The sequence below is a fragment of the Pedococcus sp. P2_D9 genome, assembly GCF_056404275.1.
Genome location: NZ_JBFUEI010000005.1, coordinates 219,476 through 241,048, shown reverse-complemented (window position 1 = coordinate 241,048; position 21,573 = coordinate 219,476). Strand labels below are relative to the sequence as shown.

General features: G+C 64.6%; 18 protein-coding genes. 8 read left to right on the top strand and 10 right to left on the bottom strand.

The features are described 5' to 3' along the window. Nucleotides 1-125: 125 nt before the first annotated feature. The 5 genes from bsaP to AC1DXJ_RS11265 form a co-directional block, all read right to left on the bottom strand. Nucleotides 126-323 (bottom strand): biotin synthase auxiliary protein BsaP, encoded by a 198-nt coding sequence (gene bsaP, locus AC1DXJ_RS11285; protein ID WP_477636945.1) that lies wholly within the window; start codon nt 321-323, stop codon nt 126-128. A gap of 13 nt (nt 324-336) precedes the next feature. Continuing rightward, on the bottom strand, nt 337-1,353 hold the full coding sequence (gene bioB, locus AC1DXJ_RS11280) for a biotin synthase BioB (RefSeq protein WP_477636944.1): 1,017 nt from the start codon (nt 1,351-1,353) through the stop codon (nt 337-339). A 151-nt stretch (nt 1,354-1,504) separates the two neighbouring features. Further along, nucleotides 1,505-1,909, bottom strand: a complete 405-nt coding sequence (locus tag AC1DXJ_RS11275) for a response regulator (RefSeq protein ID WP_477636943.1) — start codon at nt 1,907-1,909, stop codon at nt 1,505-1,507. Between the two features lie 691 nt (nt 1,910-2,600). After that, complete coding sequence (locus AC1DXJ_RS11270) at nt 2,601-3,341, bottom strand: ATP-binding protein (RefSeq protein WP_477636942.1); 741 nt, start codon at nt 3,339-3,341, stop codon at nt 2,601-2,603. Nucleotides 3,342-3,737: 396 nt separating this feature from the next. Further along, nucleotides 3,738-4,343: a S1 family peptidase gene (locus tag AC1DXJ_RS11265; protein ID WP_477636941.1), complete on the bottom strand. Its 606-nt coding sequence runs from the start codon at nt 4,341-4,343 to the stop codon at nt 3,738-3,740. 301 nt (nt 4,344-4,644) lie between these two features. Between AC1DXJ_RS11265 and AC1DXJ_RS11260 the strand changes: the two genes are divergently transcribed. From AC1DXJ_RS11260 to AC1DXJ_RS11230, 7 genes are all read left to right on the top strand, one after another. Further along, nucleotides 4,645-5,256: a cysteine hydrolase family protein gene (locus AC1DXJ_RS11260; protein ID WP_477636940.1), complete on the top strand. Its 612-nt coding sequence runs from the start codon at nt 4,645-4,647 to the stop codon at nt 5,254-5,256. 202 nt (nt 5,257-5,458) lie between these two features. Beyond that, nucleotides 5,459-6,697 (top strand): alpha-hydroxy acid oxidase, encoded by a 1,239-nt coding sequence (locus AC1DXJ_RS11255; protein ID WP_477636939.1) that lies wholly within the window; start codon nt 5,459-5,461, stop codon nt 6,695-6,697. Between the two features lie 252 nt (nt 6,698-6,949). After that, a complete protein-coding gene (locus AC1DXJ_RS11250) occupies nt 6,950-7,960 on the top strand; it encodes a BMP family protein (protein WP_477636938.1) in 1,011 nt (336 codons plus the stop codon). A 10-nt stretch (nt 7,961-7,970) separates the two neighbouring features. Further along, a complete protein-coding gene (locus tag AC1DXJ_RS11245; protein WP_477636937.1) occupies nt 7,971-9,089 on the top strand; it encodes an ABC transporter permease in 1,119 nt (372 codons plus the stop codon). After that, nucleotides 9,086-10,009, top strand: coding sequence for an ABC transporter permease (locus tag AC1DXJ_RS11240; RefSeq protein ID WP_477636936.1), 924 nt, complete (start codon nt 9,086-9,088; stop codon nt 10,007-10,009). Before AC1DXJ_RS11245 ends, AC1DXJ_RS11240 begins: the two co-directional genes overlap by 4 nt. Before the next feature lie 6 nt (nt 10,010-10,015). Beyond that, on the top strand, nt 10,016-11,578 hold the full coding sequence (locus AC1DXJ_RS11235; RefSeq protein ID WP_477636935.1) for an ABC transporter ATP-binding protein: 1,563 nt from the start codon (nt 10,016-10,018) through the stop codon (nt 11,576-11,578). Beyond that, nucleotides 11,575-14,370, top strand: a complete 2,796-nt coding sequence (locus AC1DXJ_RS11230; protein WP_477636934.1) for an FAD-binding and (Fe-S)-binding domain-containing protein — start codon at nt 11,575-11,577, stop codon at nt 14,368-14,370. Before AC1DXJ_RS11235 ends, AC1DXJ_RS11230 begins: the two co-directional genes overlap by 4 nt. Before the next feature lie 70 nt (nt 14,371-14,440). On the opposite strand, the gene AC1DXJ_RS11225 is transcribed toward AC1DXJ_RS11230, so the two are convergent. Continuing rightward, nucleotides 14,441-15,655: a carboxylesterase family protein gene (locus AC1DXJ_RS11225; RefSeq protein WP_477636933.1), complete on the bottom strand. Its 1,215-nt coding sequence runs from the start codon at nt 15,653-15,655 to the stop codon at nt 14,441-14,443. Between the two features lie 459 nt (nt 15,656-16,114). Here AC1DXJ_RS11225 and AC1DXJ_RS11220 point away from each other — a divergent pair, with 459 nt between their 5' ends. After that, nucleotides 16,115-16,936: a PaaX family transcriptional regulator gene (locus AC1DXJ_RS11220; RefSeq protein WP_477636932.1), complete on the top strand. Its 822-nt coding sequence runs from the start codon at nt 16,115-16,117 to the stop codon at nt 16,934-16,936. Nucleotides 16,937-17,185: 249 nt separating this feature from the next. Here AC1DXJ_RS11220 and AC1DXJ_RS11215 read toward each other — a convergent pair whose 3' ends face one another. The 4 genes from AC1DXJ_RS11215 to AC1DXJ_RS11200 all read right to left on the bottom strand — a co-directional run bounded on the left by AC1DXJ_RS11215 (nt 17,186) and on the right by AC1DXJ_RS11200 (nt 21,299). Continuing rightward, nucleotides 17,186-17,995 carry a PaaX family transcriptional regulator gene (locus AC1DXJ_RS11215; protein ID WP_477636931.1) on the bottom strand — a complete coding sequence of 270 codons (810 nt, stop codon included), beginning with the start codon at nt 17,993-17,995 and terminating at the stop codon, nt 17,186-17,188. Nucleotides 17,996-18,487: 492 nt separating this feature from the next. Then, complete coding sequence (locus AC1DXJ_RS11210; protein WP_477615367.1) at nt 18,488-19,090, bottom strand: TetR/AcrR family transcriptional regulator; 603 nt, start codon at nt 19,088-19,090, stop codon at nt 18,488-18,490. 302 nt (nt 19,091-19,392) lie between these two features. After that, the gene (locus AC1DXJ_RS11205) at nt 19,393-20,259 is read right to left on the bottom strand and encodes an alpha/beta fold hydrolase (protein ID WP_477615366.1); all 867 of its coding nucleotides are present in this window, start codon (nt 20,257-20,259) and stop codon (nt 19,393-19,395) included. 44 nt (nt 20,260-20,303) lie between these two features. After that, nucleotides 20,304-21,299, bottom strand: a complete 996-nt coding sequence (locus AC1DXJ_RS11200) for an NADP-dependent oxidoreductase (protein WP_477615365.1) — start codon at nt 21,297-21,299, stop codon at nt 20,304-20,306. Between the last annotated feature and the right edge of the window lie 274 nt (nt 21,300-21,573).

The window sequence follows — 21,573 nt, the reverse complement described above, 5'->3', positions numbered from 1 at the left end:
GCGACAGCCGGACGCCCGACGCCGACTCCACGAGGTATGCCGCGGAGGCGGTCCCGGCGGACGAGTACGGGTGCCAGACATGGTCCCGATCGAAAGCCATCAAACGGTCGCGGTCTGTCATCGCGTCAACCATCAGCGCGAATCTCTCCATGCACTGCACACTGCGCGGACCAGCCCCGAGGAAGGACCTGCACCTTCATCCGCCGACGGCACTGGCCGCAGAACCGAGGCGGCTCCAGCGCGAGGGCACGGTCGCACGCGAAGTGGTCTCCCTGCCCCCGCGCCTGACCGCAGCGGCCGCACCACTGGTCTTCGCCCGGCATACCCATCCCGCTCTCAGAACGTCTCGCTCAACGCCTTGATCGGCATCCCGAGGTCCGCCAGCAGGCTGAGGTCTTCCTTCGGATCGCGGCCAAGCGTCGTGAGGTAGTTGCCGACGATGACGGCGTTGATCCCGCCGAGCAGTCCGTCACGGGTACCCAGGTCGCCCAGGGTGAGCTCGCGTCCGCCCGCATACCGCAGGATCGTGCGGGGCAGCGCAAGCCGGAACGCGGCAATCGTGCGCAAGGCGTCCTTGGAGTCCATGACCGGCAGGTCACCGAAGGGGGTACCGGGACGCGGATTGAGGAAGTTGAGCGGCACCTCATGCGGGGCCAGCTCACCCAGCTGGGCCGCCAGCTCGGCCCGCTGCTCGAGCGTCTCGCCCATCCCGACCAGGCCGCCGCAGCACAGCTCCATCCCGGACTCCTTCACCATCAGGCAGGTGTCCCACCGCTCCTCGAACGAGTGCGTGGTCACGACCTGGGGGAAGAAGGAGCGCCCGGCCTCGAGGTTGTGGTTGTAACGGTGCACCCCCATGTCGACCAGGTCGTCGACCTGGTCCGGGCTGAGCATGCCCAGCGACGCGGCCACCTGGATGTCGACCTCCGCCTTGATCGCGGCCACGCCCTCGCGCATCTGGGTCATCAACCGCGAATCCGGTCCACGAACCGCGGCGACGATGCAGAACTCGCTCGCCCCCGTCTCGCGCGTCTGCTTGGCAGCGCGGACCAGCTCGGGGATGTCGAGCCACACCGACCGCACCGGAGAGCTGAACTGGCCGGACTGACTGCAGAAATGACAGTCCTCCGGGCACCCACCCGTCTTGATCGAGACGATGCCCTCCACCTCGACCTCCGGTCCGTTGAACTGCACCCGGACCTCGTGGGCCAGCGCCAGCAGATCCTCAAGCTGATCGTCCGGAGTCCTCAGCACGTCGAGGATCTGCTCGTACGTCAGAGGTTCGCCACGCTCCAGCACCTGCTCACGGGCGACCTGGAGGATGTCGGCACTGACGGTTGCCTCAGCAGTCATGAGCGCGAGTCTGGCGCAACGGTGTCTAGGCTGCGGCTCGGTCTCACACCCCGAACGTGGCACACGACTGTGAGCGCGGGCGTGATGTTGCTGATCAATGACACCCCCGGGCCAAGGACGTCTCCGGCGCGTCCGCCACGAACCTTGCCCCTCACTCCATTGAGTCGGCGATGATCACACGGGCGGGAGGCGGCAACAGGCGGCGCCCAACGAGGTGGTGCGCGACGAGGGCCGTGATGTGGGCGCGGTTGAGCGGCTTCGTGACGTAGTGGTTGGCGCCAGCCAGCCGGCCCGCATCGCTCTCGACCTGTGAAGTGAGGTCGCTGATCAGGATCACCGGAACGTCTGCAAGGTGGCGCTGCCGACGGATCCACCAGCACAATTCGATCCCACCAAGGCCGGGCAGTTGCACGTCAAGGAGGACCACGCTCGGGTAAAGGTCGGCCAGCATCTCGATGGCCTTACGGCCGTCCTCAACCGGCACCGATTCAAGACCAGCCAGGCCCACAGCCGCGGACAGTGTTGCGCGAACGTTCGCATCATCGTCGGCGATCAAGGCGAAAGACTGGTTGGGGGGACGGTGCATCCCAGCCGCGCCCTTCCTAAGGGCATCAGGGCGGCTCATGTGCCATCAAGGACAATAGCTCGGTTCAGCCCTGTTGCAATCTGCCCGCCAAGATGCGGCCCCAACGGATTCACAATCGATGATCCCAACCGACTTAACATCACCCACGGCACCGGATGTCGTTGTACAACTTTCCGTTGCTACGTAAAGGGCGTGGCTCAAAAGTGTCAGATTGTGACTACATGGAATTAGACAGCACAACGGCATCGCTACGGTCTGGTACCTCCGTGATACTGGTGTGACGTGGCTCACGCGCGTCGACTCCGGGCAAACTTGACCCGAATCACGTGTGGGTTCAGGTGGCGCGCCGGGTCGCAGCACACCAGGACATTGATGCCCAGCGACGACGGGCTGGGGTCTGTTCGCCGTTGCCGTGGGTGGCCGGGCGAGAATCTCGACGTGTTCCGGCTGCGCTTGGGTGCGCCGAGCCGACCGCGGCCCGCTCGGACGGCTGCTTCGCGCACGACGCAGAGGGTCCAGGCGAACCAGACCGGAAGCCTTGTGTGCAACGGGTTTTGCAAAGCTGGACCGCCTTGGCCCGAGCCCTGCCTGTCAGTGGATGTGCGAACCGGCGGCTGAAAACGTCACCGGATCTGCGGCGGTAGATCTGGTGAGGTCGCACTCACCGAACTGATCGGGTCGTCAACCCTGTTGGAGGGGGATTTCCTTGACGCGGGGGCTCAAAAAGTGCGTCGGGCAGCGAGACGGTCGCGACCAGTCCTCCGCTCACCAGCCGCCTGAAACGGACGGTCAGCCCGTGCCGGTCGGCGATCTCGCGGCTGACGACGAGGCCGACCCCGGAGGCGGCCCCGACTTGGGAGGCTCGCCCGGCGACGATGTCGTTGAGGCGTTCCAGAGCGTCGTCCGAGACGTCTGGTCCGCTGTCGCCGACCCTGACCAAGGTGGGTGAACCGGTTCCTGCGGACGTGGGTCGTTCACCGCGAACCCAAACCCCGCCGGACCGCGGCGACACGGCCAGAGCGTTCTCGAGGAGATCGCCCATGACGTGCACCAGGTCGGATGCGACGTGTGCCTGCACGCGACGCGTCGGGAAGGCTCCCACGGTCACGCGTTGGTACCCGTTGACCTCTGAGACCGCTGCGCAGGCTAGTTCGCTGAGCACGGTCGGCAGGTGAATGCTGCGGACAGTGGGTAGTCCGGCGAGGACAAGTGTGGCGTTGCTGTTGCGGCGAAGCTGGGCGGCGAGGTGGTCGAGTCTGAACAGACCTGCGAGGCGTTCGGGGTCCTCCTCGCGGTGCTGCAGGCATTCCAGCATTTCGTGCTGTCGGTCAACCAGAGCCGCGCCGCGTTCGGCCAGCGACGCGAAGAGGTCCGCGGTCGGCGCTGCGTCGCGCAGCAGCAACCTCGGAGCATCAGCGACGGGGCGTATGGCGCGGCTGCGGCCGAACGCCTGAGTGCCCTCATGTACCGATACCGCGGACATCTGCCCCCCCGTTTCACGCGTACGTCTTCGCGGCGCTGCTCGACGCGACCAATCGACCAGCCAAATCCGGCCACGCGACGATCCGCGTTGTGGGAGCTGGCGAACGTAATGATTGCGACAGTGAAAGGTAAAGGAACGGCAAGTCCACATCGTGGAGCCGGCGAGGTAAGGAGCTCGTCCGCGGGTGTCGCTACCGCGGTTCGCCTACTGACGTCGGACGTCGTGCGGGCGACGCTCGTGCCGGTACGGCTAGATGCTGGGCAGACATGTACTGCCCCCGCTGGCAACAATGTCGCGTGCTGCTCAGCCCGACGGTTATCGGTCTCCCTCGGGCTGCCCATATGTCACGACAGCCCGGCCGTCCACCCCGGCGCTTACCTCAAGGTCGGCGATCTCGAGGTCGATGACTTTTTCTACGACGAGTTGCGCCAAGCTGTACTCCGCGACCTCGTCGGCGTCCGTTCGACGGGCAAGACCACCCAGCTGCAGGGCCGGGCCGATGAGGCACACGTATGACGCCCACTCCGAACCCTCCTCGTCTGGCGGAAGCGATGACGAGACCAATCCAATAACTCGCCCGGCGCCGTCGATGACAGGCCCGCCAGACATTCCTGATTCGAAACGCGAGTCCACCCTGACCGCCGGGAACGTGATCATCGCGCCGTCGCGACTCTCGGGATGGCGTTCGCGCACTATCCCACTGGAGACGGCCAGCTGTCGTTCGTACTCGACTGACACCGCGGCGCGGGCGGGCACTCGCCCCTCGAGTCGCATGTGTGGGTAGCCAAGCGCCACTAGGTTCTCGCCCTCTGCAGGCATGCGAGCGTCGAGGGTGAGTGATGGCAGCAAATCGGTCGTGCCGTGCACTTCGGGAAGTTGAAACGTGAGCAGCGCGATGTCGGGGGTTGGATGCTGTTGCAACGAGACGATCGGGAGCGTCCCGCCGAGCTTCTACCGCGCCGGAATGGGGCGCCAGGACCCCAATGACGCAGTCACCGGCAAGGTCGTCAATCCGCGGCGCAGCCGCCTGCCGTTTCCTCATCGCCATCGCAAGTGCAAGCTGAACGGCCGGACGCCGCCGTTTCGTCTCGCCCTTCAAGCATTGTCATGCGACTTCTTGACGGGCGTAATGGAAACTGCATAGCATTCCAGTCGCGGGTGCTGTCAAAGGATTGGGAGTTGTTGAATCATGGTGGAGTCTGGATCACGTCGCCGGTCTGCGTTGCTCGTCGTCGACATGCAGAACGCGTTCTGCCACCCCGAGGGCTCGTTTGCGAGGATGGGTGCCGATGTGGCAGCAATGACGGCGGCGATCGATGGGTGTCGCACGCTCATCGAGAGCGCGCACGACGCTGGCGCTGTGGTCATCTTCCTGAAGGTGCAACTGCGGCCCGACCTGCGCGACGCGGGCGTGGTGTTCGGCGAGATCATGACGGGTGTGCCCGACCATCAGGCCCTGATCGCTGGCACTTGGGACGCGCAGATCGTCGACGAGCTGCAGCCGATCGTCGAGGGCGACATCGTGATCGAAAAGAATCGATTTAGCGGATTTTTCGGGACGAACCTCGACGGGCTCCTTCGTTCGCTGGGTGTTGACACTCTGGTCGTGACCGGCGTGGGGACCGATGTCTGTGTCGACTCCACGGTGCGTGACGGTGCGCAGCTGAACTACCGGTGCGTGGTCCCGCGGGAGGCTGTGGGCACGACAGATCCGATCATCAACGACTCGAGCCTCCGCGTGATGCAGCATGCCTTCGCGCGGATCGTCGATGTCGACGATGTCGTGAAAGCGTGGGGTAGCGCTGGACAGAAGATCGGGAACTGGGAGCTGTAGCCAGGGTTCGTCGGTGCGCCGGGCGATCGCGCCTGCGCGTATGCGTCAACTTAGCTCTCAGGCGCTGGCTCTCCGCCGTGGCCGCGCACACAGTGGGGCGCCGCCCTACTCGACAACGTTTCGGTCGGCAATACTCCCGCCGCGATGACAGAGGCCCTCGTGTTAGCGCAGTCGATGGCCCCATGCTGAGAGAGGACTGGACTTGGTCGCCCGCCAGTATCCGAAGCCCGCCGAGATCCTCGAGCTGCTGAACTTCCAGACCCCCGAGCTCAACCCCCGCAAGCGGCGACTTGCCAAGGCACTCACGATCGATGACCTTCGCCTCGTCGCCAAGCGACGTACGCCGCGGGCTGCTTTCGACTACACCGATGGCGCTGCCGAGGCGGAGGTGTCGATCATGCGCGCGCGCCAAGCGTTCCGGGACATCGAGTTTCGGCCCGACGTCCTGCGCCCGGCCTCTGGTGTCGACACATCTACTCGAATCCTGGGTGGGCACAGCGCTCTGCCATTCGGCATCGCGCCGACGGGCTTTACCCGTCTGATGCAGACCGAGGGTGAAGTGGCGGGGGCTGGTGCGGCTGGTGCGGCCGGCATCCCGTTCACGCTCTCGACGTTGGGCACCACGTCGATCGAGGACGTGAAAGCCGCCAACCCCGACGGTCGAAACTGGTTCCAGCTCTATGTCATGCGCAACCGCGAGACGTCCTACGAGCTCACGCGGCGCGCCGCCGCTGCGGGCTACGACTCGCTGTTTTTCACAGTTGACACCCCGGTTGCGGGCGCGCGCTTGCGCGACAAGCGAAACGGTTTCTCGATTCCACCCCAGATCACCCTCAGCACCATTCTTGATGCCGCGCTCCGGCCCTGGTGGTGGGTCGACTTCATCACGACGCCGAAATTGGAGTTCGCCTCGCTGTCGTCCACCGGCGGGACCGTGGGCGAACTACTTGACGCCGCGATGGACCCGACGATCAGCTACAACGACCTTGAAGTGATCCGTGGACTCTTCCCAGGCAAGATCGTGGTCAAGGGCGTCCAGAGCGTCGCCGACGCACAGCGCCTCGTCGACCACGGCGTCGACGGCATCGTGCTCTCCAACCACGGCGGTCGCCAGCTCGACCGGGCACCCGTTCCGTTCCACCTGCTGCCGCAAGTTGTTCGCGAGGTCGGACGGGACACCGCGATCATGGTCGACACGGGCATCATGAACGGCGCCGACATCGTCGCCTCGGTCGCCCTCGGCGCTGACTTCGCCCTTATCGGGCGTGCCTACCTTTACGGCCTCATGGCTGGTGGCCGCCCCGGCGTCGACCGCACTATCGCGATCCTGCGGGAGGAGATCGAGCGCACCATGAAGCTGCTTGGGGTCTCGTCCCTCGCAGAGCTCGAGCCACGCCACGTTTCCCAGCTCGTCCCCTTGGTGCCACGTCCCCTCGGATGATTGGCCCGTCGCTGAATCGGGACTGAGCCGAAGATGCCCTCGTGTCGGGGCCGAAAAGCCGCGGCGCGGGCGGTGACCTTCTGGACCGTGCGAGCCCTAGGGACGAAGAGTGAAGCGCCACGCCAGGTGTCTCATTTCCCAAACAGAGTATTGACAGAAGGATGACGACCGTCAAAAATCCGTAATGTTCGAGTCGTAGATTCGTTCGCTCACCATCCTCGCCGTCGTGCACGTGTAGCCCCAGGAGACGCCATGAAGTCCAGGTTGATTGCTCGTCGAGAGAACGGCACACTGCGCCGCGGTGCAGCTACCGTCGCCAGCCTCGCTCTCGCTCTCGCCCTTGCGGCGTGCGCGAGCAGCTCCGGCGGCACGTCGGGGGGCGCGGCCAAGGAGGCTCCCAAGGTTGCGATCCTTACAAGCGTTGGACTCAAGGACAATGGCCTCGGCCGCATGACCCAGGCCGCCGGCGATGAGATCACCAAGAAGTTCGGCGCCAAGGTCGACGTGGCGGGCGACATTAAGGCCGAGACGTGGGCCGACACCTTCCGCAACTACGCATCACGTGGCTACAAGCTTGTCATCGCCAACGACATCACCGGTCAGGCGGCCGCGCTGGAGGTCGGCCCCGAGTTCCCCGACACTGACTTTGTGATCGTTGGTGGTTACCAGTCCCAGAAGCCCAACGTCTCCGCCGTGACCAACGCATACAAGGACGGCGGTTACCTCGCGGGCTTGGCAGCCGGCGTGGCTACCAAGACGAACCATGTCGCGGGCATCGGGGCTGACGAGTCGATCGCTCCGATCAAGGAGCTGATGGAAGGCTACGCAGCAGGTGTGAAGAAGGTGAACCCCAATGCCACGGTGGACCTCTCTTACACCGGTATCCCGACCGGGGACCCGATCAAGGCCACCCAGCAGGCGACCGCTGTCCTCAACAAGGGCGCAGATGTCATCTTCGGGATTGCCAACGCTGGGCAGCCGGGCCTCTTCAAGGCAGCTGAGAACGCAAACGCCTACGCGATCGGTTGGGGTGTGGATGAGAACGAGATTGCACCCAAGACCGTCATCACCTCGTTGACCCTCGACTTCGTCGGCATGATGGTGCGCATCTACCAGCGCTTTCAAGACGGATCGCTGGCTCCCGAGGTCGTCAGCGAGGGGTACAAGCAGGACGTATTCTCGCTCGCAGACTTCCGTGGGCTACTGCCCGAAGACAAGGTGAGCAAGATCAAGGCTGAGGTCACAGCCGCCACCGGTCACTAGGGCGATCGGCATGGACCTCCTGCGGATCTCACCACTCCGGGCGGTGGTGGCTGCGGTGCTCGCGCTCTCGACGAGTGCACTCGCCGCATTGACTGTGGGTGTCTCGCCGTGGTCGACCCTGACAACAATCGTGGCGGGGGCGGTCGGGACCACTTTCGCTGTCGGAACGACGCTGAACTCTGCCGCAGTCCTGGCTCTGCTTGGTCTGAGCTTCGTGTTCGGGCTTCGTGGCCACGTCATCAACATCGGCATGCAGGGACAGTTCCTGCTCGGCACGGTCGGCTCACTCCTCATGGCCACCTCCGTCAGTCTGCCCGCGGCCCTCCACGTCCCTGCCTGCCTTCTCGGAGGAGCTGTCGGCGGCGCGATCTGGGCGCTATTTCCGGCCCTGATGAAGATGAAACGTGGTGCCAACGAGCTCGTGACGACGCTGATGATGAACTTCGTCGGGGTCGCGTTGGTCGCGTACCTGCTGCGGGGACCGCTCAAAGCCCCGCGCGCAGATCTGCCGGAGAGCGTTGTCCTCCCGATGTCCGCGCGTCTGCCGATCATCATGCCGGGAAGTCGGGCGAGCGCGGGCATCATCGTGGCGGTCGCGTGCATCCTGCTAACCGGCTTCCTGCTTCGCTACACAAGGTGGGGATTCAAACTCAGCAGCGTGGGGATGAACCCCGATGCGGCTCGCTATGCGGGCTTCAATGTCAGCTCCCTCAACCTGCAGGCCTTTCTCGTCAGCGGTGCCTTATCAGGCGTGGCGGGTGCCATCGTCCTGCAGGGCGAGAAGTACCGCCTGCAAGAGGGGCTGATCGACAACTGGTACATCGCGATCGTCGTCGGTCTAATCGGTGGCGGGTCGGCACTCGGATGCCTCTTGGCCGGCGTGGGACTAGGAGCACTCCAGACCGGCGCGTTCGAGGCTCAACTCAGCCTCGGGGTTCCCGCCGCCATCGTGGACCTGATGCAGGGAGTAGTGATCGTGATGTTCCTTTTGGTCGCAACCGCACCGGATGCACGCGCGGCCATTCGGAAGCGTCTGCGTTCGAGACGCGATCCAGTCCCGGTGAAGGTCGTTGAGGTCGGCGCGGATGTGGTGCCGACCAACGCGCCGAGTGAGGGGCGGTCGTCGTGAACGACGTCACCACCATCTTGGTCTCCGCCGTCGCCTTGACGACACCACTCCTCCTCGCAGCCATGGGAGGTCTCCTTTCTGAACGAGCAGGCGTGTTCGCCCTCGCGCTGGAGGGGTACATGCTTCTGGGCGCGTTCTTGGCCGTCATTGTGGCCCGGGACACCAACGCATACGTCGGGGTGATCGCAGGAGGAGTTGGTGGGATGGCCTTGGCCTGGGGCTTTGCCGGCCTCTCCGTTCGACTCCGTATCAATCAGGTCACCGCGTCCATCGGCCTGATCACCTTGGCCAGTGGTGCCACGACCTTCTTCAACGATGTCATCCTCGACAAGGCGGGGACGCCGTACCAGCGTGCGCCCGGGTTGCCGGCACTCGAGATTCCGCTGCTCTCCGACATTCCCGTGATCGGCAAGGCTCTCTTCGATCAGAACATCCTCGTCTACGCGGCATACGGATTGACCGTCTTCTTGACCTACTACTTGACCCGGAGCCACTCGGGGATGCGGCTGTCCGCAGTCGGAGAGGCTCCGAGGGTTGCCGAAACGCGAGGGATCCCCGTAACACGGACCCGCAACGCCGCGGTGCTTGTCAGTGGGCTGCTTGCGGGTCTGGGGGGCGCCATGCTGACGCTCGGCATCCTCAGCGCGTTTACCGCGGGAGTCTCGGGAGGTCGCGGGTTCATCGCGCTGGCAGCAATCGTCGTCGGCGGTTGGCGACCGCTCAGGGTGCTGTTCGCAACGATCATGTTCGGTACCGCGGATGCCCTACAGCTCTGGATGAACGCTGGGCACATCAACGTGCCTCCAGAGATCCTGGGCATGCTGCCATACGCTCTGGCGATTGCGGCCCTGTGCCTGTCCTACAACCATCGAGCGCCGGGTGCTCTGGGCGTTGCCTTCCATCGCGAGATCAGGGGTTAGGCCGTCATGAGTGCAGCGACTCTGGAGATGCGCGGAATCTCAAAGCAGTTCGGCGGTAGGTACGCCAACCAGGACGTTGACTTCGCCGTCAAGTCTGGCGAGATCCATGCCCTGATCGGCGAGAACGGTGCGGGCAAGACCACTCTCATGAACATCGCATCGGGCCTTTACAAGCAGGACGACGGCCACGTGCTGATGGAGGGAGATAAGTGCGACTGGCCCGATCCCCTGGAGGCGCTAGACGGGGGTGTGGCGATGGTGCACCAGACCTTCATGCTGGTCGATACGTTCACCGTGGCCGAGAACGTCATCATGGGAAGCAAGAAGGGCTTGGGGCACAGCTCGCGTGTCCAGCAGGCGAGGGAGATCGCCTCAGTTGCCAACGAGTTCGGTATTCGGATGGCGAGGTCGTCGGACGTCGACCTGGAGTGGACGCGACGACTCGCCCGAGACTTGTCGCCCTCAGAGAAGCAACGCGTCGCCATCCTGTCGGCGCTGTATCGGCATTCAAGGCTCCTGATCCTCGATGAACCGACATCAGTCCTCTCGCCTGAAGAGACGAAATCGTTCTTCGAGGTGCTGCGGAAGCTGAAGACTGCGGGTCTAGCCATCGTCTTCATCAGTCACAAGGTTCGTGAGGTCCTCGAGCTGTGTGACAAGGTCACTGTGATGCGTGGTGGGCGAGTCGTCGGGGCCGCTGATGTGAACGAGCTCGACGACGAGAGCCTCGCAGCGCTGATGGTCGGACGCGATATTCATCCAGCACTGCGGACGTCCAACACGGTCCGTCCGACGGAGGTGTTGCGCGTCTCAGATCTCTGGGCAAAGGGCGATCGCGGTGCATGGGCGCTCAAGGGAGTCGCGCTCAGCCTCAGGAAAGGGGAGATCCTGGGCGTTGCGGGAGTCGACGGAAGCGGCCAGCACGAACTCGTCGAGTGTCTTGCCGGACTGCGTCCGAGGGCACGGGGCGATATCGAGTTCTCGGGAGGGGCTTCGGCGGGTGGTTTGGGTAGGCGGGTCAGTCACGTTCCCGCAAACCCGCGCCGTGAGGGTCTCATCCTCGATGCCGATGCCGCCTGGAACATCGGCCTCCGCCATGTCGATGAGCCTGGATCACGGCGCGCCGGGGGACTCGTCGTGAACTCGGGGCACTTCACGCGAGTGACGGATGAGCTCATCTCGGACTTCGACGTTCGCAACTGTCGTTCTACGACCAGAGTCGGGGATCTCAGCGGCGGAAACCTTCAGAAGCTGTTGTTGGGTCGGGAGTTGACCCTCGAGCGCGACATCGCACTGATCGTGAACCCCACAACTGGTTTGGACATTGGAGCGATCGAGACCGTGCGGAAGGAGATCCTGCGCAGCGCGGAAGGTGGAACGGCCATCCTCCTGGCCTCCAATGAACTCGAGGAACTTTTGGCGCTCAGCGATCGGATTGCTGTCTTCTACAACGGGGAGGTCGCTGGCACGCTTGATCGTGCTGATGCCGATCGCGCGTCGATCGGTCGGCTGATGAGTGGGCTGCAACCTGAAGGCCATAGGGAGGTTGTCGCGGGCGGGCCTGGATGACCGCAACGCTCCTCGACGCTCTCCGGGCGGAAGTTCGTCATCCTGCCGACGTCCGATCCCGTGGCCTGGACCGTCATGCGCACGCGGCGGACGCATCGCACTTTCTGCTGACTCCGCAAGCCATCGTGGTCGCGCGAGATGCGGACGTCGTGGCTCGATTGATGCGGGCGACGGCACGCTTGCGAGTTCCGTTGACATTCCGTGGCGGGGGTACGAGCCTGTCCGGCCAAAGCCTCACCGAGGGCGTGCTGGTCGATGTCCGTGCCGGCTTCAGAGATCTCGAGGTGCTCGACGACGGCCGGCGGGTTCGCGTCCAGCCTGGTCTGACCCTGCGGCAGGTCAACGCGCGATTGGCGCCGTACGGGCGGCGTCTCGGTCCCGATCCCGCGAGCGAGGCGGCTTGCACGGTGGGAGGTGTCGTCGCCAACAACTCCAGCGGCATGGCGTGCGGAACAGTTGAGAATTGCTACCGCACGGTCGAATCACTCATTCTGGTCCTGCCGTCGGGCACCATCGTCGACACGGGGGCGCGCGATGCTGACGAGCGGTTGCGCACCGCCGAACCAGACCTCTACGCGGGACTTCTCCGCCTGCGCGATCGAGTTCGGGGGAACCCGGCATCCCTGGCTATTGTGACGCGGCAATTCGCCATGAAGAACACCATGGGCTATGGCGTGAATTCCTACGTCGACTTCGATACGGCGAGCGAAATCCTGGCCCACCTGACGATTGGCAGCGAAGGGACGCTTGCCTTCGTGGCCGAGGCGACATTTCGAACCGTTCCGCTGCGCAAGCATGTCGCGACCGGGCTTGCGGTGTTCGACACCCTTGCGGATGCCAACGACGCCCTGCCGGCCTTGGTCGCCACCGCCGCGGCGACGATCGAGCTGCTGGACGCTACGTCACTACGCGTGGGGCAGCAACTGGGGCCCAAGGCCGATGTCCCCCCGCAAGTGTCCGCCATCGCGGTTGAGGAGCACGCCGCGTTACTCGTGGAGTATCAAGCCGATTCCACCGAAGAGCTGGCAGAACTTGTTGGTGCCGCCGGGGCTGTGCTTGCCCGAGCGCCGCTCAGCGCTCCTGTGCGGCTCGCTCAGGACCCTCGAGGGCGCGCACACCTGTGGAAGCTCCGAAAGGGCCTGTACGCCGCTGTCGCTGGCGCACGGCCCGCCGGGACCACGGCCCTGCTCGAGGACATCGTGGTGCCTGTCAGCAAGCTCGCCGACACCTGCGAGAGTCTGCGCAGCCTGTTTGACATCTACGGCTACCGAAACAGCGTCATCTTCGGCCACGCCAAGGACGGGAACGTCCACTTCATGCTGACGGATCGGTTTGACTCCCACGAGCGGCTCGACAGTTACCACCGCTTCACCGAGGCAATGGTTGACATCGTCCTGGGACAGGGTGGATCCCTGAAGGCCGAGCACGGCACGGGAAGAGTAATGGCGCCGTACGTCCGTCGCCAGTACGGAGATGAGCTCTACGACGTGATGGTGCAGACCAAACGACTCATCGACCCTCAAGGTGTGCTCAACCCGGGCGTACTGCTGAACGACGACCCGATGGTTCACCTCCGGCACCTCAAGCTGCACCCGAAGGTGGAAGAGGAGGTCGACAGGTGCGTTGAGTGCGGGTTCTGTGAACCCGTCTGCCCGAGCCGGGACATCACGCTCACGCCGCGTCAGCGGATCGTCGCCCGACGTGCAGTCGAAACTGCCCGTCGTCAGGGTGACGATGCTTTGGCGGCGGAGCTCGAGGAGGCCTACACCTACGACGGCGTAGACACCTGCGCAGCTGACGGCATGTGTGCCTCTGTGTGTCCGCTCCATATCAACACTGGTGACCTGGTCAAACGCCTCCGGCGTGACTCACACGGCCGGGCAGGGGAAGCCGTGTGGACGGCAGCAGCTAAGCACTGGTCTGTTGCGACACGCGGGAGCTCGGCAGCACTCAGCCTCGCCGCCGTCGCACCGTCCGCTCTGGTGACGGGCTTCACCGACGTCGGTCGCGCCATCCTCGGCACCGACGTCGTCCCGCGCTGGTCGGCGGATTTGCCTGCTGGCGGGAGACGGCGAGCACGACCTGAAGTCGACCACGCGGACGCGCTCTACCTGCCTTCTTGCGTCGGAACGATGTTCGGCGCAGTCGGCAACGGCGTGCAAGTCAGCTTGGAGCGGCTCTGCGAGCGTGCCGGACTTCAGCTAGCCGTGCCGGAGCACATCGACTCCTTGTGTTGCGGCACACCTTGGTCGTCGAAGGGTTTGCAGCGCGGGTACGACGACATGCGCGTTCGCGTGCTTCGCGCTGTAGATCGAACTGGCCGTTTCCGGGTCATCAGCGATGCGGCGAGCTGCACTGAGGGATTCACGAAAGTGTTGCGTGAGATCCCAGGCATCCAGGTGCAGGATGCGGTGTCATTTGTCGACGAGCTGGTGCTGTCTCGATTGCCGCTCCCGCGCAGGCTAGCGAGTCTCGTGCTGCACCCCACCTGCTCTTCTGCGCAGCTCGGTATCGACGACGCACTCTTCCGTGTCGCATCCTCGATTTCGGATGAGGTCCACGTTCCTGTGGACTGGGGGTGCTGCGCCTTCGCCGGCGACCGTGGGATGCTCCATCCGGAGCTCACTGCATCCGCCACCGAATCCGAGGCGCGTGAGGTGAGGGTGCTGGGCGCAATGGCTCACGCGTCCTGCAATCGCACCTGTGAGATCGCGTTATCGCGCGCGACTGGTACCACGTACAGCCACATCCTGGAGCTTCTCGATACCCTCACATCAGGTGAGGCGTCGTGACGAGCTGCACGTATCGCCTTGCTTATGGAGCCCCACGCAGACCACATCAGGAAGTAGCGACTGGCCCGCCCTATTCCTCGAAGAAGCAGCGGTTCACCAATCCGAAGGGGGTCCAGACCACCGACGTCCATCGGTCGCCTGGATCCTGATCGCGGATGAAGTTGGCCAGTTCTCGCCGTATGTCGCCGCTGCGGCGTCGCAGCCCCTCCCAATCGGCTCCCCGGAGCATCGGGGCAGCCAACCATGCTTCTTTGTTGCCGAGAAGGTACGGCAGCTCAGCGCAGTGTGGTGCACCCCAATTTGAGGAAGGATGCTGTTGCACGAACTCGTATAACCAGCCGCCGTGGCCGGACGTCTTGGCTTCAGAGACGACGCGCTTGGAGCCTTCTGCAAACCACGCTTCGGTAAGCGTGCGCGATGCATCGGCTACCGATGGCTGAGTCCTGACGCTCGGATCGCTGACGCCCTCGGCCAGCATGACGAAGGGAAGCCCGTCGTCGCGTGTCCAACCAGCGATGACCGGGATGTCCAACGGCCTTGAGGTTTCCGGCCTCACGGGCCGCCAGATCTCCGGGGAGACCGTGGTGAACCCTCGCTGCAGCTCTAGAAGCTGGGCCATCGAGAGCTCCCTGGGATCACGGTCCGCGAAGTCGAGGAAGTGAAGGGTTCTCGCGAAGGCATCATCGGCCGACATGGGCTCGCCGAGCCGGTATCCGCTTTGAAGGATGGCCCCGCAGACCCCGTCGGGGACCCCCCATTGCAGCATTGCGTCCACGGCCGTCGCCCCTGCGGACTGACCGCCTACGGTGATCTTGCTGGGATCGCCTCCGAAATTCTCGATATGCCGGCCGATCCACGCGAGCGCGTTCAGCTGGTCCCCAGTTGCGAGAGACGGGCCGGCGCCACCATCCAGTCGCAGGAAGCCGAGCAGACCCAGACGTGCCGTCACGACAACGACAACCATGTCCTGCTCCTGGGCAAGGACGGCCCCGTCGTACCACGGGAGCTCACCTCCACCTGTGACGTTGGCACCGCCGTGGAACCACACCAGGACTGGACGGCTTCCGGATAGATCGGGCGTCGAGACACTGAGGACGAGGCAGTCCTCTGATTGCTCGAGTGGCGTCTGCGGGCCCAAAACCATCTCGAGACGGGACGGATTCTGTGGCGGAAGGGGTCCGCGTCCGCGGTTTGGATCGAGGGTCGACATGCCGATTGAATGCGAGGGTTCGAACCGGCTTGCYTCCGCGTAACGAAGGTTGCGGTAGGTCGCAGCTGCCGACATTCCAGACTTCCCCTCAGGCGAACACGTGACCGGCAGAGTATCTTACTGACGTGACGATCGTAAAGAGAACGACCTATATGGTCGCTTCGGATGGATTCATGTGCCTCCCGTCGGCGGTCCCGTGGCAGCAGCCCACGTAGGGACCCAGCATTGAAGATTTCGCCCCGACTGCAGTCGGAAGACGAGGACGAGGCTGGCAATGACGCCGAGGCGATCGGCCGCAGTGGCGACTTTGGTCCGAGGTACCTTGCGACTCTGTCGCCGACGTTGCACCCGTTCACACCGGTCGGCGGAGCTCACAATGTAGGTTGATGTGCGACGGCAGCGCTTCAGGATGCGCTTCCTCCCGCCCCTGTTCCCAGGGTCATCGGACCATCAACTCGTTCGGGTTGCGTGGAATGGATTGAAAGCGAGCACGTGCAGGTTGTGGACGGGATGAAACCGCTTAAGCCGCGAAGCATGTACCTCACCTTCCTCGGGGCGGTCGTGAGGCGCTTGGGGGGATGGACACCGATCGCCGGTACGGTTGAGTTGATGGGCCAGTTGGGTCTGGACGCGCCCAGCGTTCGAACGAGCGTCTCGAGGCTGAAGAGCCGAGGTTGGCTAAAGCCCGAGACCCGACACGGGGCTCGCGGTTATCTGCTGAGCCCGGATGCGCTGGAGGTCTTGGCCGCGGGAGATGAGGTCATCTGGCATGCCCGGCAGAATGCGGACCTGAAGGACGGTTGGTGCATCGTCAACTTCTCGGTCCCGGAGTCCGATCGATCTCGGCGACATCGGCTGCGGACGAATCTCGGTGCACTCGGCTTCGGGAACGTCGGGGCCGGTGTGTGGATCGCGCCTGCCAGGATGCTGCCGGCCGCGACGAAGGCGCTGGACGAGCTAAGACTGACCGAGCTGGCCTCGATGTTTGTGGGGCACTACAGCGGAGGGCAAGACCTTCGCACGGTGGTCCAAAACGGTTGGGACCTTGAAGGTCTCAACCACGGCTACCACGACTTCATACGCAGCCACCGGCCCACGGTCGAGCGGCTGGAGGCCAGCCCCTGGATCACCGGGGAAGAGGCGTTTGCCACTTACATGACCGCAGTTGACCACTGGCGTCGGCTTCCGTTCCGCGATCCCGGCCTTCCGACGGAACTATTGGGCAAGCAGTGGGCGGCGCCCGACGCCGCTGCATTGTTCGAGCAAGTGGTGGAGCTACTTGAGGGCCGCGCACTGAGTCATGCATCTCAATACTGGCCCGTGACTGACGCCTCCATTGCCTTGGCCTCCGGATGACCGGCGTGGGCGGGTTGGTGGCTGTGCTTCGCGTGGCTGAACCGAGGCGCGTGGTGGCGAGTTCAGCTCCACGCGCAGAGTCGACTGGCAGATCCCCTGTGAGGACCAACCGCAAAGCCATGCAGCTCTGACCTGGTCGCCGGCGGGCCGATGTCGATGTCACCGCTGGGACCGAGAGCGGCGTTCCTGAGCGGGCAACAATGACGTAGCCGCGACACCGTGGCGGCGTGCCAGCCCCCACGCGAGCTGTTAGGCGTGGATAACCTGGAGTGCATGCTGGCGAGCGGGCTGCCTGAGGAGGGCCTCCAGATCGGCAAAGAGCTGGGATGCCCTGCTTCCACTCCAATCGGACGGCAGTACGGACAGGGGGAGGCCCGGATCGAGGTACGGTAACCGCCGCCAAACCGTCAGCATGGGCACATAGTTGGCAAAGGCGTCTCGGGGGTCTTGTGACGCGCCCTTCCATAATGTCCTGGCTGGCTCGAATGTCGCGATGAAGTCGAGGTACTCGGCCTGAATGGAGTCAAGGTCCCACCACTCGGCGACTCGGTCGCTGAGGGTCCTGAAGTTCTCGTAGGTCGCACGGAATACGTCCACGTACGCGTCCATGCCGCGGTGGTCCAAGATCCTGACGGCCTCGTCGTGGAGGAGGCTCGGTGCAACCCACAGACCGGGGGAGACGGTGCCGAACCCCAGACTGGACAGTACGGTGCGCAATTCGTGCCGGCGCTCGCGCTCGGACTCGGGTACCGAGAACGCGACAACGACTAGTCCGTCGGCCTCAGTGGCACGCTTGGGTCCAAATATTCGAACATCCCCCTCACGCAGCACTGTGAGCGCCTCATCCGACAGGGAGTAGCCAGCGGACGAGCCCACCTTCCTCGGCTGCAAGACGCCACTCCGCTTGAGTCGCGAGATCGATGAGCGAACCCCCGAAGAATCAATGGCGAGGTCCTCCATCAGTTTGACGACTGACCGCACCGACAACCAGTTGTGCTCGTCCCGTGCGTACAAGCCGTATATCGTCAGGATGAGTCGCCGGGGGGTCAGGTCAATCACGCCGGGAGCCTATCTATGCAGGGCGGACTCGTGCAGCGGACTCGTCGTAGCGGGACGCACTCACTGCCCGTCCGACCGATCGCCGCGCAGAAGAGGTCCCGTCCAGATGTTGGGGATCGACCAGACCGCTGCCGGTTACCGGGCAGGGCAACCAGGTTCGGGATCTCGTGCCCTCGTGCGCTTGCGCGGGGAGACCATGCGCAGAATCAGAGTGGGCTTTGACTTCATCGCTATGCGGTCGCACCCCAACGGGGCGCGAGGTGGCCCAGACGGATGCTTGACCGACTGCTTGACAACCGGGGCGTGTTTCGGCGCATTTCGAGGGACATTGGCGGAATGGTCCGTGCTCATGTGGACGTTCGGGGACACCGGTGGACGTTCCGAATGTGCATGGCATGGAAGGGGTCAGGGGTTCGAATCCCCTCAGCTCCACCGAAGACGAGATGGCCTCCGGCCGGCGGAAACGCCGGTCAGAGGCCATTTCCGACGGCATCACGCGGGTAGCAGAACCCGGACCTGGTCCCTCACCTCGCGCACGAGGTCGTCGGCCGGTTTGGCGATGTTGATTGTCGCGGCCATGCTGACGAACATGATCGCGGAGACGATGTGCGCGAGGGTAGCGGCGTCGTCGGAGTGGATGCGATCGTCCCGCTGCAGCACATCGGCGATCGCCATTTCGGTCTGCACGGTCAGGTTGAGCGCGTCGCGGTGGTGGGGTTCCTCGGGGTCGCCGAAAACGATCTCTCGTAGGTAGGTCCGTCCGTTGTCGACCTGTTTGCGGTTGCACTCCACGACCGGGCGGACGATCGCCATGACCGCGTCGAGCATGTCGGGGATGTTCTCGGCCGCCGTCCTGCCTTGGGTGAGCGCATCGGCGTAGGTGGAGTTCTGCACGAGCAGCAGGAGCTCGCCCTTGGACTTGGCGTAGAGGAACAGCGTGCCCGCACCGATATCGGCCCTGTCGGCGATCTCCTGGGCGGTGACCTCGTCGACGCCGCGCTCGGCGAAGAGCTCCCGTGCGGCGGCGGTGATGCGGTCGAGTTTCTGCTGCTTGTTCCGCTCACGCCGTCCGACGGGCTGGGAGGTGAGTGGCATGGCTGCCGCCCTTCTCTGCGGTGGGCTCCGGGGTGTGGGCTCGAATGTGCCGGCGCTCATTCTTCCACGGCGGTGAGAGGAGCTCTCGTATCTCGGAACTCCGGTTAGAGCGCCCCACCGGTCCGCCGAGAGCCGCCTTGACTTGGCCGGTCAGGTCATCGGCGATGACCTCGTACTCGCCGGCCTCGACTGCGTCGTAGTCCTCGGTCACGAGCGCCGTTGGCTGCATCTCGTTCGATCGGCGCTTTCGCCAGTGACTTGCTCATGTCGCTCATTCCTCCTGGGTTGGGTCGCCCGGTCGGTCAGCGGGCGAGGAACTCGACGGCGACCGGGGCGAATCTGTCGTGGAACTGGAAGATGCCGCCGTGGCCGGAGTCGGGGTAGATGACCAGCTCGGAGCCCTTGATGCGGCGGTGCAGGTCTTCGGAGAGCACCGAGGGCACCATCCGGTCGTTGTCCCCGTTGGCGATCAGGGTGGGCTGGGTGATCTGCGAAAGGTCGGCGGCGGGTGACCGTCCCCACTTCTTGATCGCCTTGAGCTGCGTCTGGAACGCCCTGACCGCGACCGGCTTGTCACGGTCCGTTGTGCGCTCCTTGAGGCGCTCCACGAACGCGCGGGCGGCAGGCTTGCCCGTGGCGTTGCGGTTGAAGAAGAGAAACTCCTTCGGGTCCGACCGCGTCACGGCGGCGCGGAGGATGTCGTAGTAGGTGGTGCCGGCGACCTTGTCGATGTCCTTGCCACCGGCGGGGCCGGTGCCGGTGAGAACGAGCTTGCGGACGAGCCCGGGGTGCTTCACCACGAGGGCCTGGGCGATCATGCCGCCGAGGGAGAAGGAGAAGACGTCGACCTCGTCGAAGCCGAGCGCCTTGATGAAGGTCACGGCGTCATCGGCCATCGCCTCGATGCTGTCGGGAACGGTGCCGGTGGAAGCTCCGACGCCGCGGTTGTCGAAGGTGATGACGTGGTGCTGAGCGGCGATGGGGTCGATGATCCGGGGGTCCCAGTTGTCGAGGTTCGCGGCGAGGTGGACGAGGAAGACGACGGGGACCCCGACCTTCGGCCCCAGCTCGCGGTAGGCGTAGGTCACGCCGCCGGCGTGGATGGTGCGGGTCGGCGCGTCCTTGTAGGAGGTGATGAGGTCGTCCTGTGCGTGGCTGTTCGTGCTCATGATGTGCTCCTGTGTCCTGGTTCGTGGGTGATGAGGTGGGCTGGTCAGGCCCTGCTGATGACGGCCTTGCCGCGGATGCCGCCCTTTTCGAGCGACTGAACTGCCTTCACGGTCTGGTCGAAGTCGAAGACCCGCCCGACGACGGGGCGCAGGGCGCCGGCATCGACGAGATCGGTGATCTGGCGAAGCTGGTCACCGCTGGCCCGCATGAAGAGGAACTCGTACGTCACGCCCAGCCGCCGGGCTTGGCGGCGGATGCTGCTGCTCAGGGCCGTCATCACCAGCCGGAGGATCGGGTTGGCGCCGAGCTCGCGGGCAAACGCCGAGTCGGGTGGTCCGGCGATCCCGATCGCTTTGCCACCGGGGCGCAGCACGCGGAGCGACTTCTCGAGGTTTGTCCCGCCGAGGCTGTCCAGCACGAGGTCGTACCCGTCAAGGAGCCGTTCGAAGTCCTGGCGGCGGTAGTCGATGACCACGTCCGCCCCGAGTGCGCGCACGAAGTCGACGTTGCCGGTGCTGACGGTGGTGGCGACCGTGGCACCGAGGTGCTTGGCGAGCTGGATCGCGATCGTTCCTACTCCGCCGGCGCCGCCGTGGATGAGGACCCGTTGTCCTGGCTGCAGGTTGCCCCGCTCGACGAGCGCCTGCCATGCGGTCAACGCCACCAGCGGTAATGAGGACGCTTCCTCGAAGCTGACCGAAGCGGGCTTGAGCGCCAGATCCGCCTCGGCAACCGCGATGCGTTCCGCGAAGGCTCCGATGCGGTCCTTGTCGGGCCGGGCATACACCTCGTCGCCGAGCCTGAAGCCCTGCACCTTCGCGCCGACGCCGATCACCGTTCCGGCGACGTCGTTGCCGAGGATCTGCGGCAGCTTGTACGGGAGGATCTGCCTGAACTCGCCCGTCCGGATCTTCTCGTCGAGCATGTTGAGCCCGGCAGCCTGGACCTCTACCAGCACGTCGCGCTCTCCGACCACGGGCTCGGAGACATCCGCTTGCTGCAACGGACCCTTGTACTGCCTCACGACGAACGCTCGCATGCTGACTTCTCCTCGACAGATTAACTGAGTGACCTCAATAATGAGCGCGCTCAGTTAATCTGTCAAGCGGGAGCCGTCTTCAGCCGGAAGGCGTCACCTGGCTGGACGCGGCGCCACATCCTCCTTGTGCGCAACGCCGGAAGCGGGTCGGCCGAGCCTTTCGGCCCTCGTGGACCCGTGCTGGGTCTTGAGCGTCCCGCGTCCAAAGGCGTCCGACAGCTACTCGTCGATGGTCTTGATCCCGCTGACGGTGTCCATCAGCATGCTTTGCCGC

Excerpts from the sequence above, each read along its gene's own strand:
- AC1DXJ_RS11250 (WP_477636938.1), top strand. The coding sequence starts at position 6,950 with ATGAAGTCCAGGTTGATTGCTCGTCGAGAGAACGGCACACTGCGCCGC.
- bioB (WP_477636944.1), bottom strand. The coding sequence starts at position 1,353 with ATGACTGCTGAGGCAACCGTCAGTGCCGACATCCTCCAGGTCGCCCGT.
- AC1DXJ_RS11205 (WP_477615366.1), bottom strand. The coding sequence starts at position 20,259 with ATGAGCACGAACAGCCACGCACAGGACGACCTCATCACCTCCTACAAG.
- AC1DXJ_RS11230 (WP_477636934.1), top strand. The coding sequence starts at position 11,575 with ATGACCGCAACGCTCCTCGACGCTCTCCGGGCGGAAGTTCGTCATCCT.
- AC1DXJ_RS11220 (WP_477636932.1), top strand. The coding sequence starts at position 16,115 with ATGTACCTCACCTTCCTCGGGGCGGTCGTGAGGCGCTTGGGGGGATGG.
- AC1DXJ_RS11235 (WP_477636935.1), top strand. The coding sequence starts at position 10,016 with ATGAGTGCAGCGACTCTGGAGATGCGCGGAATCTCAAAGCAGTTCGGC.
- AC1DXJ_RS11245 (WP_477636937.1), top strand. The coding sequence starts at position 7,971 with ATGGACCTCCTGCGGATCTCACCACTCCGGGCGGTGGTGGCTGCGGTG.
- AC1DXJ_RS11210 (WP_477615367.1), bottom strand. The coding sequence starts at position 19,090 with ATGCCACTCACCTCCCAGCCCGTCGGACGGCGTGAGCGGAACAAGCAG.
- AC1DXJ_RS11200 (WP_477615365.1), bottom strand. The coding sequence starts at position 21,299 with ATGCGAGCGTTCGTCGTGAGGCAGTACAAGGGTCCGTTGCAGCAAGCG.
- bsaP (WP_477636945.1), bottom strand. The coding sequence starts at position 323 with ATGCCGGGCGAAGACCAGTGGTGCGGCCGCTGCGGTCAGGCGCGGGGG.